Source organism: Aureibaculum luteum (assembly GCF_003449015.1).
GTDB lineage: Bacteria > Bacteroidota > Bacteroidia > Flavobacteriales > Flavobacteriaceae > Aureibaculum > Aureibaculum luteum.
This window is the reverse complement of sequence record NZ_QRGD01000006.1, coordinates 76,182-92,284: the sequence shown is the minus strand read 5'-3', so window position 1 is coordinate 92,284 and position 16,103 is coordinate 76,182. Positions and strand designations below refer to the sequence as shown.

Below are 16,103 nucleotides of genomic sequence, written 5' to 3'. Positions count from 1 at the left end.
GGGATTTTACATGTTTTTTGCAATCCTGTCTTCTTCTAAAATGTTTTCTGTTTCAGTTTGTACCTTTTTTAAAATTATTGCTAACTCTTCTTTAGAGGTTTTTTCGGATATTGAAATGTCATGATCTGCAATCATATTTAACATCGCCTTATCTTGTGCTCTTCCTTGGGTCATCGCTTTATAATATCCGATATTTTCATTAAAAGTAACTAATGAATATTTTGAAGAATATTCAGTTGGAAAGTTTTTTTCTAAGGCCATTTCTAAATTACGCTTTTCTCTAAAGATAGCGTTGTTTACGTGACCTTTCATTTCATGAAAATTATCTATGGCTAAATCAGCAATGGCATCGGTATCTATTTTTCGCGATTTTTCAAAGGCTTTAAAAATACTTTCCCAATCTTGTGCATCATCAAGGTATTTATCAAATTCAACCACATCCTCAAAAGAAGCATTCATTCCTTGACCGTAAAACGGAACAATCGCATGAGCAGAATCTCCCATTAATAAGGTATTTCCTTTATAATGCCAAGGAGAACATTTTACCGTACCTAAAGGTGATGTAGGATTTTCAAAGAAATCATCAATGAGATTTGGCATCAATTCCAAGGCGTCTTTAAAGTATGTTGTAAAGAATTCTAGTACTTTCTCTTTAGTTGTTAAGTTGTTAAAATTGTATTCGCCTTCCGAGTAACTTAAAAATAAGGTTACCGTAAAACTACCATCTAAATTGGGTAATGCAATAAGCATAAAATCGCCTCTTCCCCAAATGTGTAAGGCATTTTTAAAAGCTTTGTAGCCACCATTTTTGGCAGGTAGAATACTTAATTCTTTATAGCCGTGCGTCAAATAATCTTGGCTAAAACTGAATAAGAATTTTTTACCTAAATAGTAACTTTTTCGTAAAGAAGAACCTGCACCGTCCGTTCCAAAAATGATATCTGCTTTTTTCGAAACCTCAGATTTTGTTTCATATTGGTAAAAATGAGCTATGGAATTTTCAAAATCAACCTCAGTAGATTTATGATTAAAATAGATGGTTACGTTAGGTAATGCTTCAGCTTCATCGAGTAACAAGGCATTTAAATCACCCCGAGAAATGGAATTGATATATTCATGTTCTCTACCGCTATAGGGTGCTAAAACAGTATTTCCTGCTACATCGTGCAACATTCTACCATTCATTGGGATGCATAGCGGTTTAACCTTTTCTTCTAAACCCACCAATTTCATTGCTTTTATACCTCTATCTGAAAAAGCAAGATTGATGGAGCGTCCTGCACTGATATCAACTTTACGTAAATCGGGTCGTTTTTCATAAACACTAATGTTATAGCCGCGTTGTCCTAAGCGTAAGGCGAGTAATGAACCACAAAGTCCAGCACCTACTATGAGTATGTTATTTTTTTTAGTCATTTAGTATCTCTTTCAATTTTTCAACCATAGTATATACATCTAGATATGTATTGTATAACGGAACGGGGGCACAGCGTATAACATCTGGCTCTCTCCAGTCACTTACAACACCACTCTCTGTGAGTTTATGATGCAATTTTTTGTCTACATTTAATACCTGAATGGATAGTTGACACCCGCGTTCATAGGGATCTTTTGGTGTTATAATTTTTATATTTGGATTGTTTAATTGTTCAATTAAAAATTCAAAATAGCCTGTTAGTTTTTTCGATTTTTCAACCAATCTATCCATTCCTACTTCGGCAAACATATCTAAAGAGGCTCTAATAGCTGCCATAGATAAAATGGGAGGATTGCTTAATTGCCAACCTTCAGCTCCAGGTAATTGATCAAATTCATCACGCATATTAAAACGTGTTTCTTTGTTATGGCTCCACCAGCCTGTAAAACGGTTTAACTCTCTATCATTGGCATGACGTTCGTGTACAAAACAGCCAGCGAGACTTCCCGGGCCTGAGTTTAAATATTTGTAAGTACACCAAACGGCAAAATCAGCACCAGAATCATGTAGGTTTAATTTTACATTACCAGCACCATGGGCACAGTCAAAACCAACCATGGAATCGTGAAAATGAGCTAAGGATGTAATTCTTTTTAAATCAAAATACTGTCCTGTATAATAATTAACGCCACCAATTAATGTCAAAGCTATTTCATCACCATATAGGTCGAAAATAGCTTCTAAATCTTCATACCTAGCCAATTCATTTCCTTTGCGTGGCTTCCATAAAATTATACCATCTTTTTCATCAAATCCGTGATGTCGCAATTGCGATTCTACGGCAAACTTATCAGAGGGAAAAGCATCTGCTTCAATTACTATTTTATATTTCGTTTTTGTGGGTTTATAAAAGGAAACCATCATAAAATGCAGATTTGCTGTTAACGTATTCATCACGATAACTTCTATGGGTTTTGCACCTACAATATTTGCCATATTTTCAGTTAAAAATTCATGGTAATGTAACCATGGATGCTTACCTTCAGTATGCCCTTCAACACCTAGTTCAGCCCATGCTTTAAGTTCTTCTTCAACATAAGACATGGTTGATTTTGGTTGTAATCCTAAAGAGTTCCCTGTAAAATAAATGAGGTCGTTTCCGTTTGTGTCTTTTGGAATGTGAAATTGATTTCGATACGCAGATAAATCATCTGACTGATCTTGCGTTTTAGCATATTCTAATCCTAATTGATAATCTGACAAGGTTGTAGTTTTATGATTTAAACAAAAATAAGAATTTATAAACTAATTAGGCTTTCTAGATATATTTTATATCTTCGTTTTATGAAAAAAATAGTACTCTTATTTTACTTGTTTGGTTTTGTTTTGATTGCTCAAGAATCTAGAACGACCTTGCTTAAGGTTGAAAAACAGTTTCAACAAACTTATGTGTCAGATGTTTTAAAAGTAGAACAGATTCCCAATAATCCTTTTATAGCTTTTTCTATTCGCGTTTCAGGTAATGCTATTTCTAAAGCCATTGAAGCTGTTTATTATAAGGATATTAATAATGAATGGCAGTTGTTTCCTGTTGATGAAAACAATTTTGAAGTCAATAAGTATCATGCCATGGCCTATCTGGATGTTAAGAGTGAGCAAACGCAAGTAAAAATAATTTTGAAGGAGCAGGCAACGCTAGATGATATAAAATTCAATTTTTATTATCCCTATGAAACAGCGTTTTTAGAAACGAAAGCACAAAAGAAAAGTGGTAATTTAAATACTGTCAAAACGAAAACATTGGCCTCTTGTAATTGTGCCGCTCCAACAGTAATAACAAGAGCTTCTTGGTGTCCCAATAATGATTGTCCACCAAATTCGAACCCAAGTTCTACAGATGTTAAGTTTTTAATAGTACATCATACGGCAGGAGCAAATACCTCTTCAGATTGGGCTGCAGTGGTACGTTCTATCTGGAATTATCATGTAAATACTAACGGTTGGTCAGATGTGGGATATAATTTTTTACTGGATAAAGAAGGGAATGTTTATGAAGGGAGAGAAGATGATACGACAGGAGCTCATTTTTCAGGGCATAATGGTGGAACTTCAGGGATGTCTTTGATGGGAACCTACACTACGGTTACCCCAGAAACCGCAATGATTAATAGTCTTAAAAATTTGTTGGTATGGAAAGCCTGTGTAAAAGGTATAGATCCTATCGCAACAAAGTATCATGCTTCGTCAGGATCGTATATACAAACAATCTCTGGGCACAGAGATGGTGGTAGTACAGAATGTCCTGGGCAAAAGGTTTATGATATGTTACCAACTATTAGAACGGAAGTTGATGGTATTCTTAGCGGTTGTGTGGCATTAGGTATAGATGATGAGCTACTTAACAAAGTGAAAGTCTATCCTAATCCTTTTTTAGATAAAATTGCAATTGAGACTTCTTTTTTGGATAATGAGGTGTTAGTAATAAAATGTTTTGACGTAACAGGTAGAATGGTTTTTGAAGATGGTAATGCCACTAAGAAATCAAAAGCAGAAATTGATTTATCATTTTTATCATCAGGAGTGTATTGGTTGCAACTAAATATTGATAATAAAACAGCCCGTTTTAAACTGATAAAAACTTAAATTTGAACCGTATTAAAATTTTAAATATGAAAAAACAAGTATTAGTATTCGCATTGATCTTAGCAACCTTAACAATGTATGCTCAAAAACCTAAAACTATTGAAGGAAAGACCAAAAATTTAAAAGGTATTACTTCATATAATTTAGAGTTTGATTATTCGGATGTACAGATTCCTAAATACGATTCGGAAGAAGAATTTTTAGAAGATAAAATGGCGAAAAGGGAAGAAAAAGAAGCTGGTACAGGTGAAAAATTTAAAGAGTCTTGGTTTGCAGACCGCGAAAATAGATATGAACCAAAGTTTAAAGAATCTTTTGATAAGAGGTTTGATGAAGGTGAGTTTAACGTAAGCAAAGACAATACTGAAGCTAAGTATACTATTAAAATTCACACCACTAAACTTTTTGCAGGATATAATGTTGGTGTTTGGAGGCAAAATGCAGAGATAGATGCGGTTTTAACAATTTATGAAACTGAAAATCCTTCTACTATTTTATGGTCTGGTAAATATTCTAAAGTTCAAGGAGCTGGAGCTATGGGTTTTGATTATGATTCTGGTTATAGAATTTCAGAATGTTATGCAAAACTGGCTAAGGAATTTGCTAAAATGTTAAAAAAGGTTTCGAAATAATTTTATCTCCGCCTATTAGGTAACAATGGTGGCGGTTCTCCGGTAAAGGGATTCCATCTACTAATGCTTTTGGCTTCCATACCACTTGCACTAACCACGGAACGGTCACCATAGCGTTCACGCATTTTATCTATGGCGGTACTTAAATTTATTAATTTCTCATCATCTTCAAATAAGTTGATTTGATGTCCGCCTTCAACCAAATGACTAAACTTAACACCAATTAATCGTACTAATAACCGTCTGTTATACAGTTTTTTAAATAAGTCTAATACCACGGGTAAAATAGAACTGTCTAAAGAACTATAAGAAATTCTTTTTTGTTGGGTGTAAGTTTGAAAATCAGAATAGCGTATCTTAAAAGTAACACAAGCCGTTAATTTATGACCCCGTCTTAGCTGATATGCCAAATTTTCAGTCATAGCAATAATAATACTTCTTAATTTTTCAACATCAGTAGTGTCTTTGTTAAAAGTACGTTCGGTAGAAATTGATTTCCGTTCGTGGTATTGTATCACAGGGCTGTTGTCAATACCATTGGCTTTTTTCCAAATACTCAAACCATTTTTACCCAATACTTTATGCATCAATTGCATGGGCATTTCTTGTACAGTTATAATACGTTTGATACCTAAGTCGCATAACGATTTGTAAGTAACTTCGCCTACCATGGGTATTTTTCTAATAGATAACGGGGCTAAAAAAGGTTTTTCGGTTCCCTTTATAATCTGAATTTGATTATCGGGTTTGGCTTCGCCCGTAGCAATTTTTGATACGGTTTTATTAATGGACAGTCCAAAAGAAATAGGCAACCCTGTTTCTTTCATAATGCGTTGTCTTAATTCACTTGCTAATTGATGACATCCAAAAAATTTGTCCATTCCCGTAAGGTCAATATAAAACTCATCAATAGAGCTTTTTTCATATAAAGGCACACTTTCTTTAATGACTTCGGTTACATTTTGCGAAAATTTAGTGTAAATACCAGAGTTACCTCTTAGTACAATTGCTTCAGGGCATAACTGTTTTGCCATACGCATAGGCATAGCAGAATGGATGCCAAATTTTCTAGCTTCGTAACTGCACGATGCTACAACCCCTCGGTCAGAAGTACCGCCAATTAATACGGGTTTACCTTTTAATCGATTATCTAATAAGCGTTCACAAGACACAAAAAAGGTGTCTAAATCCATATGTACAATAGCTCTGTCTCTTTGTGTCATGTTGTAATTGATTTCGGTTTGTCTGAATACCTCGGGTCTTCAATAATAGCTAGCCTATGCATAGAACTAACTTCTATATTTATGCAATCAAACTCTTCTAATACTTTGCCAATAATAGCATAAATACCTTTTCCCCTAAAGGGATATTTTATTGCTGCGGGCGGAAAATGTACGGTGTCTATAAAATCGCCATCACGATCTAAAAACGTACCAAAATACATCGTCTTGTTATTCGATGTTGCTGTACGTTTTGTAGTTACTAAATAGCCTTCAATCGCTATCGTTTTGTTTTTATAATGCGGTAAATGTATAGCCCTTGAATTATTATATTGAGGCTTTGTCAATAATTTAAAAGGATTACACAATGGGAAGCCTAACAATTCAAATTCGTCAAAGGCATTCTCTAACTCAGTACTTTTCAGTTCTGGAGTTTTATAAGAAATACGCTCTGTTTTAAATAAAGTAATACTATCTTCTTGTAATGGTACTTTACTTATTTTTAAATGTGCTTGCCATAGTAATTCGCGTTTATTTATTCCTGTAAATCGAAAAGCATTAATTTTTATTAAGATGGAAATTTGTTCTACTGAAATAGAAACACGTTCTATAAAGTCATTTAAGCTTTTAAATAATCCATTTTTTTCTCGTTCTAAAAGGATTTTTTTAATGGTATTAGATTCAAAAGATTGCAAAAAACCATATCCCAAATAAATGGTTTTATCACGTACAATTGTTTGATTATAACTGGTGTTAATACACGGAGCTTCGATAATAGCTCCGTGCATTCTGGCTTCATGTACATAGAGTTCTACACTATAAAATCCACCACCATTATTTAAGGTAGCTACCATATATTCAATAGGGTAGTACGCTTTTAAAAAGAGGCTTTGGTAACTTTCAACAGCATATGAAGCGGAATGTCCCTTAGCAAAAGCATAGCCAGCAAAACTTTCAATTTGTCGCCAGATTTCACTGGTTAAAGTTTCTGGTTTATTATCTTTTTTACAATTGTCAAAAAACAATTGTTTTACTTTTAAAAATTCATCTCGAGAGCGGAACTTACCTGACATTCCACGGCGTAACATATCTGCTTCGCTTAGGGTTAATCCGCCAAAATAATGGGCAACTTTAATTACATCTTCTTGATAGACCATTACACCATAAGTTTCGGGCATAATGTTTAAAAGTACCGGATGTGCTTCTTTTCTACGTTCTGGATACCGATATCGTAAAATGTATTCTCGCATCATACCCGATTTTGCTACACCAGGACGTATTACAGAACTTGCAGCTACCAAGCCTAAATAATTGTCAACTTGTAATTTCTTCAGTAACATTCGCATGGCTGGAGATTCTACATAAAAACAACCAATAGCTTTGGCATTTTTAAGCAGGTACTTAATCTGTCTGTCTTCTTTAAATCGTTTGATATCATGAATGTCTATGGCTTCTTTTTCAGGATAATTATGGTTAACAATTTCAACAGTATCTTTTATTTTACCCAACCCACGTTGACTTAAAATATCGAATTTATACAAGCCAATATCTTCGGCAACTACCATATCAAATTGCGTGGTGGAAAATCCTTTAGGAGGAAAAAAGGTAGCACAGTAATAATGAATCGGTTTTTCAGAAATTAAAATTCCTCCCGCATGTATGCCTAAATAGTTGGGAAATCCTTGAATATATTTGCTGTAGGTAATTACCAATTGTGATAATTTATCTAACGTATTAAAATTATATTTTCCTCTGGTTAATATATCCATTTCTGATTTCGGTAACCCAAAAACCTTACCCAGTTCTCGTACAGAAGCCCTGAATTTAAAAGTGTTGTAAACAGCTATTAATGCTGTGTTTTTAAAACGTTTAAAAATAAATTGAGTAATATCATCACGGTCTGTCCATGAAAAATCAATATCAAAATCAGGTGGGTTTTTACGATAAAGATTGATAAAACGCTCAAAATACAAGTCTAACTCCACAGGGTCAACATCTGTAATTCGTAAAAGGTATGCTACAATACTATTGGCACCACTACCACGGCCTACATAGAAATAGCCTTTGCTACGGGCATATTTGAGGATTTTCCAATTGATTAAAAAATAAGAGACAAAGCCTTTTTGTTTGACAATATCTAATTCTTTTTTTATCCGATTATAAATTGTTTCATCGGGGTTTTGATAGCGATAATTCAATCCTTGATAGGTGAGTTTTTCTAATAAGCGATAATCTAAACTTTCACTATTGGTATATGATTTTTGGTTGTTAGGAACCTTTTGAGAGAAGTCAAAATCAATTGTGCAATTGCCTAATAACTTTTTGGTATTTTTAATTAATTCAGGATAATCAGCATAAATAAGTTTTAGTGTACTGAGCGATAATAATAGATCTGTTTCAGCTCCTTGTTCGCTTGAAGGGAGCTTGCTTAATAAGGTATTGTTGTCAATAGCTCGTAAGAGTCGGTGTGTGTTAAAGTCTTTTTTATCCTGAAAAGAAACGGTCTGTAATACCACCATTTTTTCACGACTGTTATTCCATTTTGAAAACTTTAAATGGTTGAGGTCTTTGGGTTTAATGCCTAAATATTCATTTTCTTTTAAAATGTAATCTTTATCTTTTTCAAAAGGATAAATAACAAAAGTATCATTGATGTATTTAGGTTGCTCTGGAATTTTCAAGGTTTTATCATGTAAAAAAGTAGAGAGATAAGTGTTGATTTTTTGAAAACCAGCATTGTTTTTTGCCAAGACTATAAATTTTTGTTCTACTCCATCTCTGAAATCAACACCTAAAACAGGTTTAATTTTTTTTTCTAATGATAAACGCACAAGATCTAAACATGCCGAAGTGCTGTTAATATCCGTCAGGGCAATGGTATGCAAGTTGTTTTTAACTGCTAAATCCAATAAGTTTTCTGGACTTATAGTGCCGTAACGAAGGCTATAATATGTATGACAATTGAGGTACACGTTTATTCTTTATAATTTTTTTACAAATTTAGTTTCATTATGAAACAATTATTGTTTAATTTTGAAACATTATGAAATAAACTATCTAAAATTCTAATATAATGCTCAGATTTTAAATAGTGAATTCCATTTGACAGATAAAAAAAACATAAAATAACAGATGAATTATATTGCAACAAACATTCGTCACCTAAGGGAATTAAAGACTTTTTCGCAAGAGTTTTTTGCTGAAGAATTAGAATGGTCAAGAGCCATGATTGCTTCTTTTGAGTCGGGTAGAACAGAACCTTCAATTGATAAATTAATTGATTTGTCTAAGTATATAAAGATTCCGATAGATACCTTGATTAAAGTCGATTTAAGAAAAACGAAAGATTTATCATTTATAGATATTGGGAATAAAAGAGTATTATTTCCTATAAGTGTTAATGAACATAATGAAGAGCTTATAGAAGTAGTAACCATAGAGGCTTCCGCGGGTTATTTAAACGGCTATTCTGACCCTGAATATATAGAGCATTTACAGAAATTTAACTTGCCTTTTCTGCCTACAGGCACGCACAGAGCATTTCCTATAAAAGGAGATTCTATGTTGCCCGTAAAAGATGGTTCTTTTATCGTAGCAAAGTATGTCTCAGATATTGAAGATGTAAAAGATGGTAGAACCTATATAGTACTTACCAAAGACGATGGGTTAGTTTATAAACGTGTTTATAATAGAATTAAAGATCGGAAAAGTTTGCTGTTATATTCTGATAATAAAAGATACGCTCCTTACGAAGTGAAAATAGAAGAAGTATTAGAAGTATGGAAATTTACATGTTGTATCAATACTCAAGAGTATAGTAAAGAAGAGTTGAAACTGAGTAGCATTGTAAATATGTTTCAAGAGTTAAAAGTAGAACTAAGAGCGATTGATAAAACAGTTGCGTTGTAATGAATAGGATTCATGATATAAAAAAACAATAATTTTATATGGGGCAATGTCGTTTAGTTAAAGTAAATTATGGTCAGTTCAATCGGAGTCAAGAACTTATCTCGCGTATATATAGGTTTCGACTTCGCTCAACCTGATAACTGTAACAACTTTTACTCTTAATTAATGATTTTGGGGTTAAGGGAGGCTTTTCCCCATATCAATTAAATGGGCCATAGAGCTTACTGCTCTATCGTGTTTTTTTACAAAAGGATTGGTTTCATCCCAAACATAGCCCGCTAAAACAGCACAAATTTTTTCTTTAACTTCAGGGTTTTCAGGCCTGTGAAAAAATAATGTTTGTAGGTTTTCTGTATACCATTCTTTCACATACGTAGAAAATACATTTACACCTTTTTTAATATAATTGGTATATTCATTTTCCCAATCTACACTTTCGCCTTTTAATTGTCGCTCTACTAATTTAGCTGCCAATAAAGAAGACTCGGTAGCAAACGCCACACCAGATGAAAATACAGGATCTAAAAATTCAGAACTATTTCCTGTTAATACATAGCCATCTCCATACAATTGTTTAACTGACTTTGAGTAGTTTTTGATACAAATAGGATCAAATTCAAAATCTACATCCTTAAACCGATTATAATAATGTGTAGATAGTTTAAGCATTTCAGAAAACATTTCTGAAGTATTTCCTTTATAAGATTCTATAAATTCTGTGGGGCCTACGATACCTAAACTTGTTTTTCCATTTGAAAAGGGGATAACCCATAACCAAACCTGTGGCTTTACAATGTCAAAAGTAATGAGCGTGCCTTCAGTTCCCTTAGGTCTATTTGTATCAATTACATGTGTGAAAATAGAAGAATGCTTTGGTAGGGTAGAGGGTTTGTCTAAATCTAACAATCTAGGTAAAACTCTACCATAACCGCTAGAATCTATAACATGTTTGGCATTGATTATTTTTTCTTCACCGTTGTTATTTTTAATAATAGTTTTTGAACTTGAACCTTCAAACTCAATATCAGTAACCGCCCACTCAAAAGCAATAGGCACACCTTTTCTTACAATTTCATCCGCCAAGGCTTTGTCAAAATCTGCTCTAGGTGCTTGCCAAGTCCAGTCCCAACCCTCAGTATATTTTTTACTAAAATCAAAAAGGCAAACTTCTTCTCCACGTATAAAACGTGCACCTCGTTTTTTTTCAAAATTCATGGCGTCTAAACACTCAAAAAGACCAACTTCTTTAAAGTGTTCCATTGACTTTGGTAATAAACTTTCACCTATTACAAATCTTGGGAATTTAGATTTTTCAACCACTAGAACTGATAATCCTTTTTTATGTAAATAGGCAGCGGAAACACATCCGGAAGGACCTGCTCCAATAATTAAAACATCTACATTTTCTGTATTCATTACTAATTTTGACTAAGTTCTGTGTAAAAATATTAAATTTGTCGCTTCAATATATCAAAAAAGTGAATTATTTACCAATAAACCCTGTAGTGAATGCTTAACATTAAAGGAGAATTAGATTTAAAAGATTTTTACGAAGTAATTTTTAATAAAAGTAAAATTGAACTTGATAAGACCTTACTAACGAGGGTAGAAAAGAGTTTTAATTTCTTAAAAGAGTTCTCCGAAAACAAAGTGATTTATGGTGTAAATACCGGATTTGGGCCCATGGCTCAATATAAAATCAAAGATGAAGATAGAATTCAACTTCAATATAACTTAATTAGAAGTCATGCCTCTGGTGTTGGTAATCCAATCCCTGAAATGTATGTAAAAGCAGCAATGTTAGCTAGGTTAAATACCTTAAGTTTAGGAAATTCTGGTGTACACCCATCGGTTGTTAAATTGATGAAAGAATTTATAAATAGAGATATTACACCTTTAATTTATGAGCATGGTGGTGTAGGAGCGAGTGGTGATTTAGTACAATTGGCACATTTAGCTTTGGTATTGATAGGTGAAGGAGAAGTTTTTTATAAAGGAGATCGTGTATCAACTGCTGAAGTTTTTAAAATTGAAGGATTAAAACCAATTACTGTTGAACTACGTGAGGGGTTAGGGTTAATTAACGGTACTTCAGTAATGACAGGTATTGGTATTGTAAATGTAATTTATACCAAACGATTATTAAACTGGGTTTTAAAATGTTCATCTGCTATTAATGAAGTGGTAGAGGCGTATAGTGATCATTTATCAGAAGAGTTAAACAGCACTAAAAAACATAAAGGGCAGCAAGAAGTTGCCAAAAGAATGCGAGAGCATTTAAAAGACAGCTCATTAATAAGAAATAGAGAAGAATATTTATACAATGCTAATGAAAATAGCACTGTATTTAAAGAGAAGGTACAAGAGTATTATTCGTTACGTTGTGTACCGCAAATATTAGGTCCTGTTTTAGACACTTTAAAAAGTGTACAAAAAGTATTAATTGAAGAGGTTAATTCAGCTAATGATAATCCTATAGTTGATGTTAACAAACAACAAGTATATCATGGTGGTAATTTCCATGGTGATTATGTTTCTCTAGAAATGGACAAATTAAAAATTGTTACTACAAAAATGACCATGTTGGCAGAACGTCAATTGAATTATTTATTAAATTCTAAATTGAACGATATTCTACCTCCATTTGTTAATTTAGGACAATTGGGATTAAATTTCGGAATGCAAGGTGTGCAATTCACAGCAACTTCTACAACAGCAGAAAGTCAAACCTTGTCTAATCCGATGTACGTGCATAGTATTCCAAATAATAACGACAATCAAGATATTGTCAGTATGGGGACAAATGCCGCACTAATGACTAAAAAAGTAATTGAAAATGGGTTTGAAGTAGTTGCAATTGAAATGATTACAATTATACAAGCTATTGAATATTTAGAATTTCAAGATAAAGTTTCGTCAACAACCAAAACGTTATTCGATGCGGTTAGAAACCTTGTACCTGCCTTTAAAGAAGATATAGTGATGTATCCATATGTTGGAGCTGTCAAAAAATACTTGATGGAAACAAAGAGTAACTAAATTTTTAGTAAATTGAACTCATTAAGTGGAGTTCTTTGCCAGTTGTAACGAATTTCATACAGGTTATACATAAAAAGCAGAATTATTCAATTTAATTTCTATTTTTGAAATAAACTCTAATCATTATGAAAAAAATACTATTTATTTTAGTTGTGGCTCTTATAAGTCAATCCGTTATTGCTCAAAAAGCGGCTTTAGTTGTTCAAAAAAAGAAAGTTGGATTTATTAAACCAGATGGTTCTTGGATAATTGAACCTACCCTTAAAGATGCTGGTAATTTTGCAGATGGGTTAGCACCTTTTAAAGAAGGTAAAGAATGGGGGTATATCAATGGAGAAGGAGAGGTCGTAATAAAACCAACATATGCAAAAGTTAAGAGCTTTAATAGTGGTTTAGCCATCGTGTTGTTGAACAAGGAATGGATGTATATTAATAAGAAAGGTGAAAAAGTTGAAATGCCCGACTCTAAAGAGCTTTATAGTTTTGAAGACGGAGTAGCATACATTAAGCAAAATGATCTTGTAGGTTTAATTAATCCAGAAGGAGAGATCCTTTTAGAGCCTACTTATGATAAAATTTATGCCTTTGAAAATGGGCATGCCAAAGTAAAAAAAGGCGAATCATATGGCTTAATAAATACGATGGGTAAAATTGTTTTACCTGCAGAATATGAAGGTTTAGGAGTTTGGTCTGAAGGAAATCTTACTGCTAAGAAAGATGGTGTAAGTGGAATGATCGTCGATGGTAAATTTACAAAAGTTGAAGGTGTGTTAAAAATTTGGGACTTTCGTGATGGTGAAGAATTAACGTATGCCAATGATGCCTTAAAATTAGTTGGTTTTATTAATAGAAAAGGAGAATGGGTAATCAAACCTAACTATAAAAAAGTAAGAGGGTTTTATAATGGTTTGGCTCCCGTAATGACGGTAGATAAATGGGGGTATATTAATACGAAAGGAGAAATGGTAATTCCTGAAACGTTTAGAGATGCTGAGATATTTAGTGAAGACGGTTTGGCACCTGTAAAAATGGATAAGCTATGGGGGTTTATTGATACATCAGGAAAACTAGTTGTTGACTATGACTATGAAATTTCTAATCGTGGATTACTTGCTGTAGGACTAATCTTTGGAAAAGGCAATGAGAAAGGTTTTTATAACGGCTTAGCAAGAGTTAGTAAGAAAAAGAAATGGGGTTTTATCGATACTAAGGGTAATGTATTAAATAATACTTGGTTTGATAGAGTTGAATCATTTACAGATATAAATAAATAGTTAATGAAGTGTGCATTAGTAACAGGAGGTTCTAGAGGAATTGGAAAAGCAATTTGTAAAAAGTTGGCAGAAGATTCTGATTACCATATCTTAATCAATTACAATTCAAATAAAGAAGCGGCATTAGATACTTTAAAGCAGGTGCGAGAGCTGGGTAATACTGGTGAAATTATTCAGTTTGATGTAGCAAATGCCGATGCTGTAAAAAACGCTCTAGATACTTGGATTGATGCAAACGAAGGTTCAATTATTGAGGTGTTAGTAAACAACGCAGGAATTACCAAAGACGGTTTGTTTATGTGGATGCCTGCTGAAGATTGGCACAGTGTTATCAATACAAGTTTAAATGGTTTTTATAATGTTACCAATCATTTAATTCAAAAAATGTTAAGTAATCGCTACGGTAGAATTATTAATATGGTTTCTGTTTCGGGTGTAAAAGGTACACCAGGACAAACCAATTATTCTGCAGCAAAAGGAGCAATTGTAGCCGCTACAAAAGCTTTAGCTCAAGAAGTAGCTAAACGAAAAATAACAGTTAACGCGGTAGCTCCTGGGTTTATTAATTCAGATATGACCGCCGAGTTAGATGAAAAAGAATTGAAAAGAATGATTCCTGTAAACAGATTCGGTGAGGCCGAAGAAGTAGCTGATTTGGTTTCGTTTTTAGCTTCTAAAAAATCTTCTTATATTACTGGTGAGGTAATTAATATAAATGGTGGAATTTATTCATAATTGCTGAAAGAAAAATGAATAGAGTTGTTATAACAGGAATGGGTATTTACTCTTGCATAGGGAGTAATTTAGACGAAGTAAAAGAATCTTTATATAAAGGGAAATCTGGAATTGTATTTGATGCCGAACGTAAAGAGTTTGGTTACCGTTCTGCACTAACCGGAATGGTTGCAGAACCCGATTTAAAAAAGTTACTTTCAAGAAGACAACGCATTAGCATGGGCGAAGAAGCTCAATTTGCATACATATCAACCGTTGAAGCCTTAAAAAATGCTGGAATTTCTCAAGATTTTTTAGATATTAATGAAGTTGGTATTTTATTTGGCAATGATAGTACGGCACGGTCAGTTATTGAATCTATAGATATCGTAAGAGAAAAAAAAGACACTACTTTAGTGGGGTCAGGAGCTATTTTTAAAGCGATGAATTCTACCGTAAACATGAATCTATCTACTATTTTCAAGTTAAAAGGAGTGAATTTTACGATTAGTGCTGCTTGTGCTAGTGGTTCGCATGCTATTGGTGTTGGCTATCATTTAATAAAAAGTGGGTTACAAGACACTATAATTTGTGGTGGAGCTCAAGAAATAAATAAACTAGCCATGGCTAGTTTTGATGGTTTAGGTGTGTTTTCAATAAAGGAAGAAAATCCTGCAGAAGCATCAAAACCTTTTGATGTTGAAAGAGATGGCTTAGTTCCAAGCGGTGGTGCAGCTACAGTAATTTTAGAGAGTTATGATTCAGCAATAAAAAGAGGAGCTCCTATTTTGGGTGAAATTATTGGTTATGGATTCTCATCAAATGGCGATCATATTTCAACTCCCAATGCTGATGGTCCTACCAGAGCCATGCAAAAAGCAATAGACGAAGCTAAAATAGATAAAAAAACTATTGATTATGTTAATGCTCACGCCACTTCTACACCAGTAGGTGATGCTAATGAGGCGAAAGCAATTTATAATATATTTGGTGATAATTGTCCTTATATAAGTTCTACAAAATCTATGACAGGTCATGAGTGTTGGATGGCAGGTGCAAGTGAAGTCGTTTATTCAATGTTAATGATGCAACATTCATTTGTAGCCCCTAATATTAATTTGAAAACACCAGACGAAGATGCTGCAAAATTAAACATTGCTAGAGAGACTGTAGATAAAAAAATTGATGTATTTTTGTCCAATTCTTTTGGGTTTGGCGGAACAAACTCGGCATTAATTATTAAAAAGATTTAATT

The 16,103-nt window shown here is 33.3% G+C and carries 12 protein-coding genes; 7 read left to right on the top strand and 5 right to left on the bottom strand.

The window, feature by feature from the left end; genetic code table 11:
* Positions 1 to 6 precede the first annotated feature (6 nt).
* Both D3P13_RS14245 and kynU read right to left on the bottom strand, forming a co-directional pair.
* Positions 7 to 1,416, bottom strand: coding sequence for an FAD-dependent oxidoreductase (locus tag D3P13_RS14245; protein ID WP_117883547.1), 1,410 nt, complete (start codon positions 1,414 to 1,416; stop codon positions 7 to 9).
* Positions 1,409 to 2,680: a kynureninase gene (gene kynU / locus D3P13_RS14240; protein ID WP_117883546.1), complete on the bottom strand. Its 1,272-nt coding sequence runs from the start codon at positions 2,678 to 2,680 to the stop codon at positions 1,409 to 1,411. The genes D3P13_RS14245 and kynU overlap by 8 nt, the downstream gene beginning before the upstream one ends.
* Before the next feature lie 81 nt (positions 2,681 to 2,761).
* Here kynU and D3P13_RS14235 point away from each other — a divergent pair, with 81 nt between their 5' ends.
* Both D3P13_RS14235 and D3P13_RS14230 read left to right on the top strand, forming a co-directional pair.
* Positions 2,762 to 4,060, top strand: a complete 1,299-nt coding sequence (locus D3P13_RS14235; RefSeq protein WP_117883545.1) for an N-acetylmuramoyl-L-alanine amidase — start codon at positions 2,762 to 2,764, stop codon at positions 4,058 to 4,060.
* 26 nt (positions 4,061 to 4,086) lie between these two features.
* A complete protein-coding gene (locus tag D3P13_RS14230; RefSeq protein WP_117883544.1) occupies positions 4,087 to 4,692 on the top strand; it encodes a hypothetical protein in 606 nt (201 codons plus the stop codon).
* A 2-nt stretch (positions 4,693 to 4,694) separates the two neighbouring features.
* On the opposite strand, the gene dinB is transcribed toward D3P13_RS14230, so the two are convergent.
* Positions 4,695 to 5,915: a DNA polymerase IV gene (gene dinB / locus D3P13_RS14225; protein ID WP_117883543.1), complete on the bottom strand. Its 1,221-nt coding sequence runs from the start codon at positions 5,913 to 5,915 to the stop codon at positions 4,695 to 4,697.
* The gene (locus D3P13_RS14220; protein WP_117883542.1) at positions 5,912 to 8,884 is read right to left on the bottom strand and encodes a DNA polymerase III subunit alpha; all 2,973 of its coding nucleotides are present in this window, start codon (positions 8,882 to 8,884) and stop codon (positions 5,912 to 5,914) included. Before D3P13_RS14220 ends, dinB begins: the two co-directional genes overlap by 4 nt.
* 160 nt (positions 8,885 to 9,044) lie before the next feature.
* Here D3P13_RS14220 and D3P13_RS14215 point away from each other — a divergent pair, with 160 nt between their 5' ends.
* Complete coding sequence (locus D3P13_RS14215) at positions 9,045 to 9,821, top strand: XRE family transcriptional regulator (RefSeq protein WP_117883541.1); 777 nt, start codon at positions 9,045 to 9,047, stop codon at positions 9,819 to 9,821.
* 177 nt (positions 9,822 to 9,998) lie between these two features.
* Here the strand turns inward: D3P13_RS14215 and D3P13_RS14210 are convergent, their stop codons facing one another.
* Positions 9,999 to 11,237 carry an NAD(P)/FAD-dependent oxidoreductase gene (locus D3P13_RS14210; protein WP_117883540.1) on the bottom strand — a complete coding sequence of 413 codons (1,239 nt, stop codon included), beginning with the start codon at positions 11,235 to 11,237 and terminating at the stop codon, positions 9,999 to 10,001.
* A 93-nt stretch (positions 11,238 to 11,330) separates the two neighbouring features.
* On the opposite strand from D3P13_RS14210, the gene D3P13_RS14205 reads away from it, so the two are divergent.
* From D3P13_RS14205 to D3P13_RS14190, 4 genes are all read left to right on the top strand, one after another.
* Positions 11,331 to 12,860: an HAL/PAL/TAL family ammonia-lyase gene (locus D3P13_RS14205; RefSeq protein ID WP_117883539.1), complete on the top strand. Its 1,530-nt coding sequence runs from the start codon at positions 11,331 to 11,333 to the stop codon at positions 12,858 to 12,860.
* A 125-nt stretch (positions 12,861 to 12,985) separates the two neighbouring features.
* Positions 12,986 to 14,134, top strand: a complete 1,149-nt coding sequence (locus D3P13_RS14200) for a WG repeat-containing protein (protein WP_117883538.1) — start codon at positions 12,986 to 12,988, stop codon at positions 14,132 to 14,134.
* A 3-nt stretch (positions 14,135 to 14,137) separates the two neighbouring features.
* On the top strand, positions 14,138 to 14,869 hold the full coding sequence (gene fabG, locus D3P13_RS14195) for a 3-oxoacyl-ACP reductase FabG (protein ID WP_117883537.1): 732 nt from the start codon (positions 14,138 to 14,140) through the stop codon (positions 14,867 to 14,869).
* Between the two features lie 14 nt (positions 14,870 to 14,883).
* Entirely contained in the window at positions 14,884 to 16,101 is a 1,218-nt protein-coding gene (locus D3P13_RS14190) for a beta-ketoacyl-[acyl-carrier-protein] synthase family protein (RefSeq protein ID WP_117883536.1), read from the top strand.
* Positions 16,102 to 16,103 lie beyond the last annotated feature (2 nt).

Coding starts and splice junctions, on each gene's coding strand:
- D3P13_RS14245 (WP_117883547.1), bottom strand. CDS start 1,416: ATGACTAAAAAAAATAACATACTCATAGTAGGTGCTGGACTTTGTGGT.
- D3P13_RS14235 (WP_117883545.1), top strand. CDS start 2,762: ATGAAAAAAATAGTACTCTTATTTTACTTGTTTGGTTTTGTTTTGATT.
- D3P13_RS14230 (WP_117883544.1), top strand. CDS start 4,087: ATGAAAAAACAAGTATTAGTATTCGCATTGATCTTAGCAACCTTAACA.
- dinB (WP_117883543.1), bottom strand. CDS start 5,915: ATGACACAAAGAGACAGAGCTATTGTACATATGGATTTAGACACCTTT.
- D3P13_RS14215 (WP_117883541.1), top strand. CDS start 9,045: ATGAATTATATTGCAACAAACATTCGTCACCTAAGGGAATTAAAGACT.
- D3P13_RS14210 (WP_117883540.1), bottom strand. CDS start 11,237: ATGAATACAGAAAATGTAGATGTTTTAATTATTGGAGCAGGTCCTTCC.
- D3P13_RS14205 (WP_117883539.1), top strand. CDS start 11,331: ATGCTTAACATTAAAGGAGAATTAGATTTAAAAGATTTTTACGAAGTA.
- D3P13_RS14200 (WP_117883538.1), top strand. CDS start 12,986: ATGAAAAAAATACTATTTATTTTAGTTGTGGCTCTTATAAGTCAATCC.
- fabG (WP_117883537.1), top strand. CDS start 14,138: ATGAAGTGTGCATTAGTAACAGGAGGTTCTAGAGGAATTGGAAAAGCA.
- D3P13_RS14190 (WP_117883536.1), top strand. CDS start 14,884: ATGAATAGAGTTGTTATAACAGGAATGGGTATTTACTCTTGCATAGGG.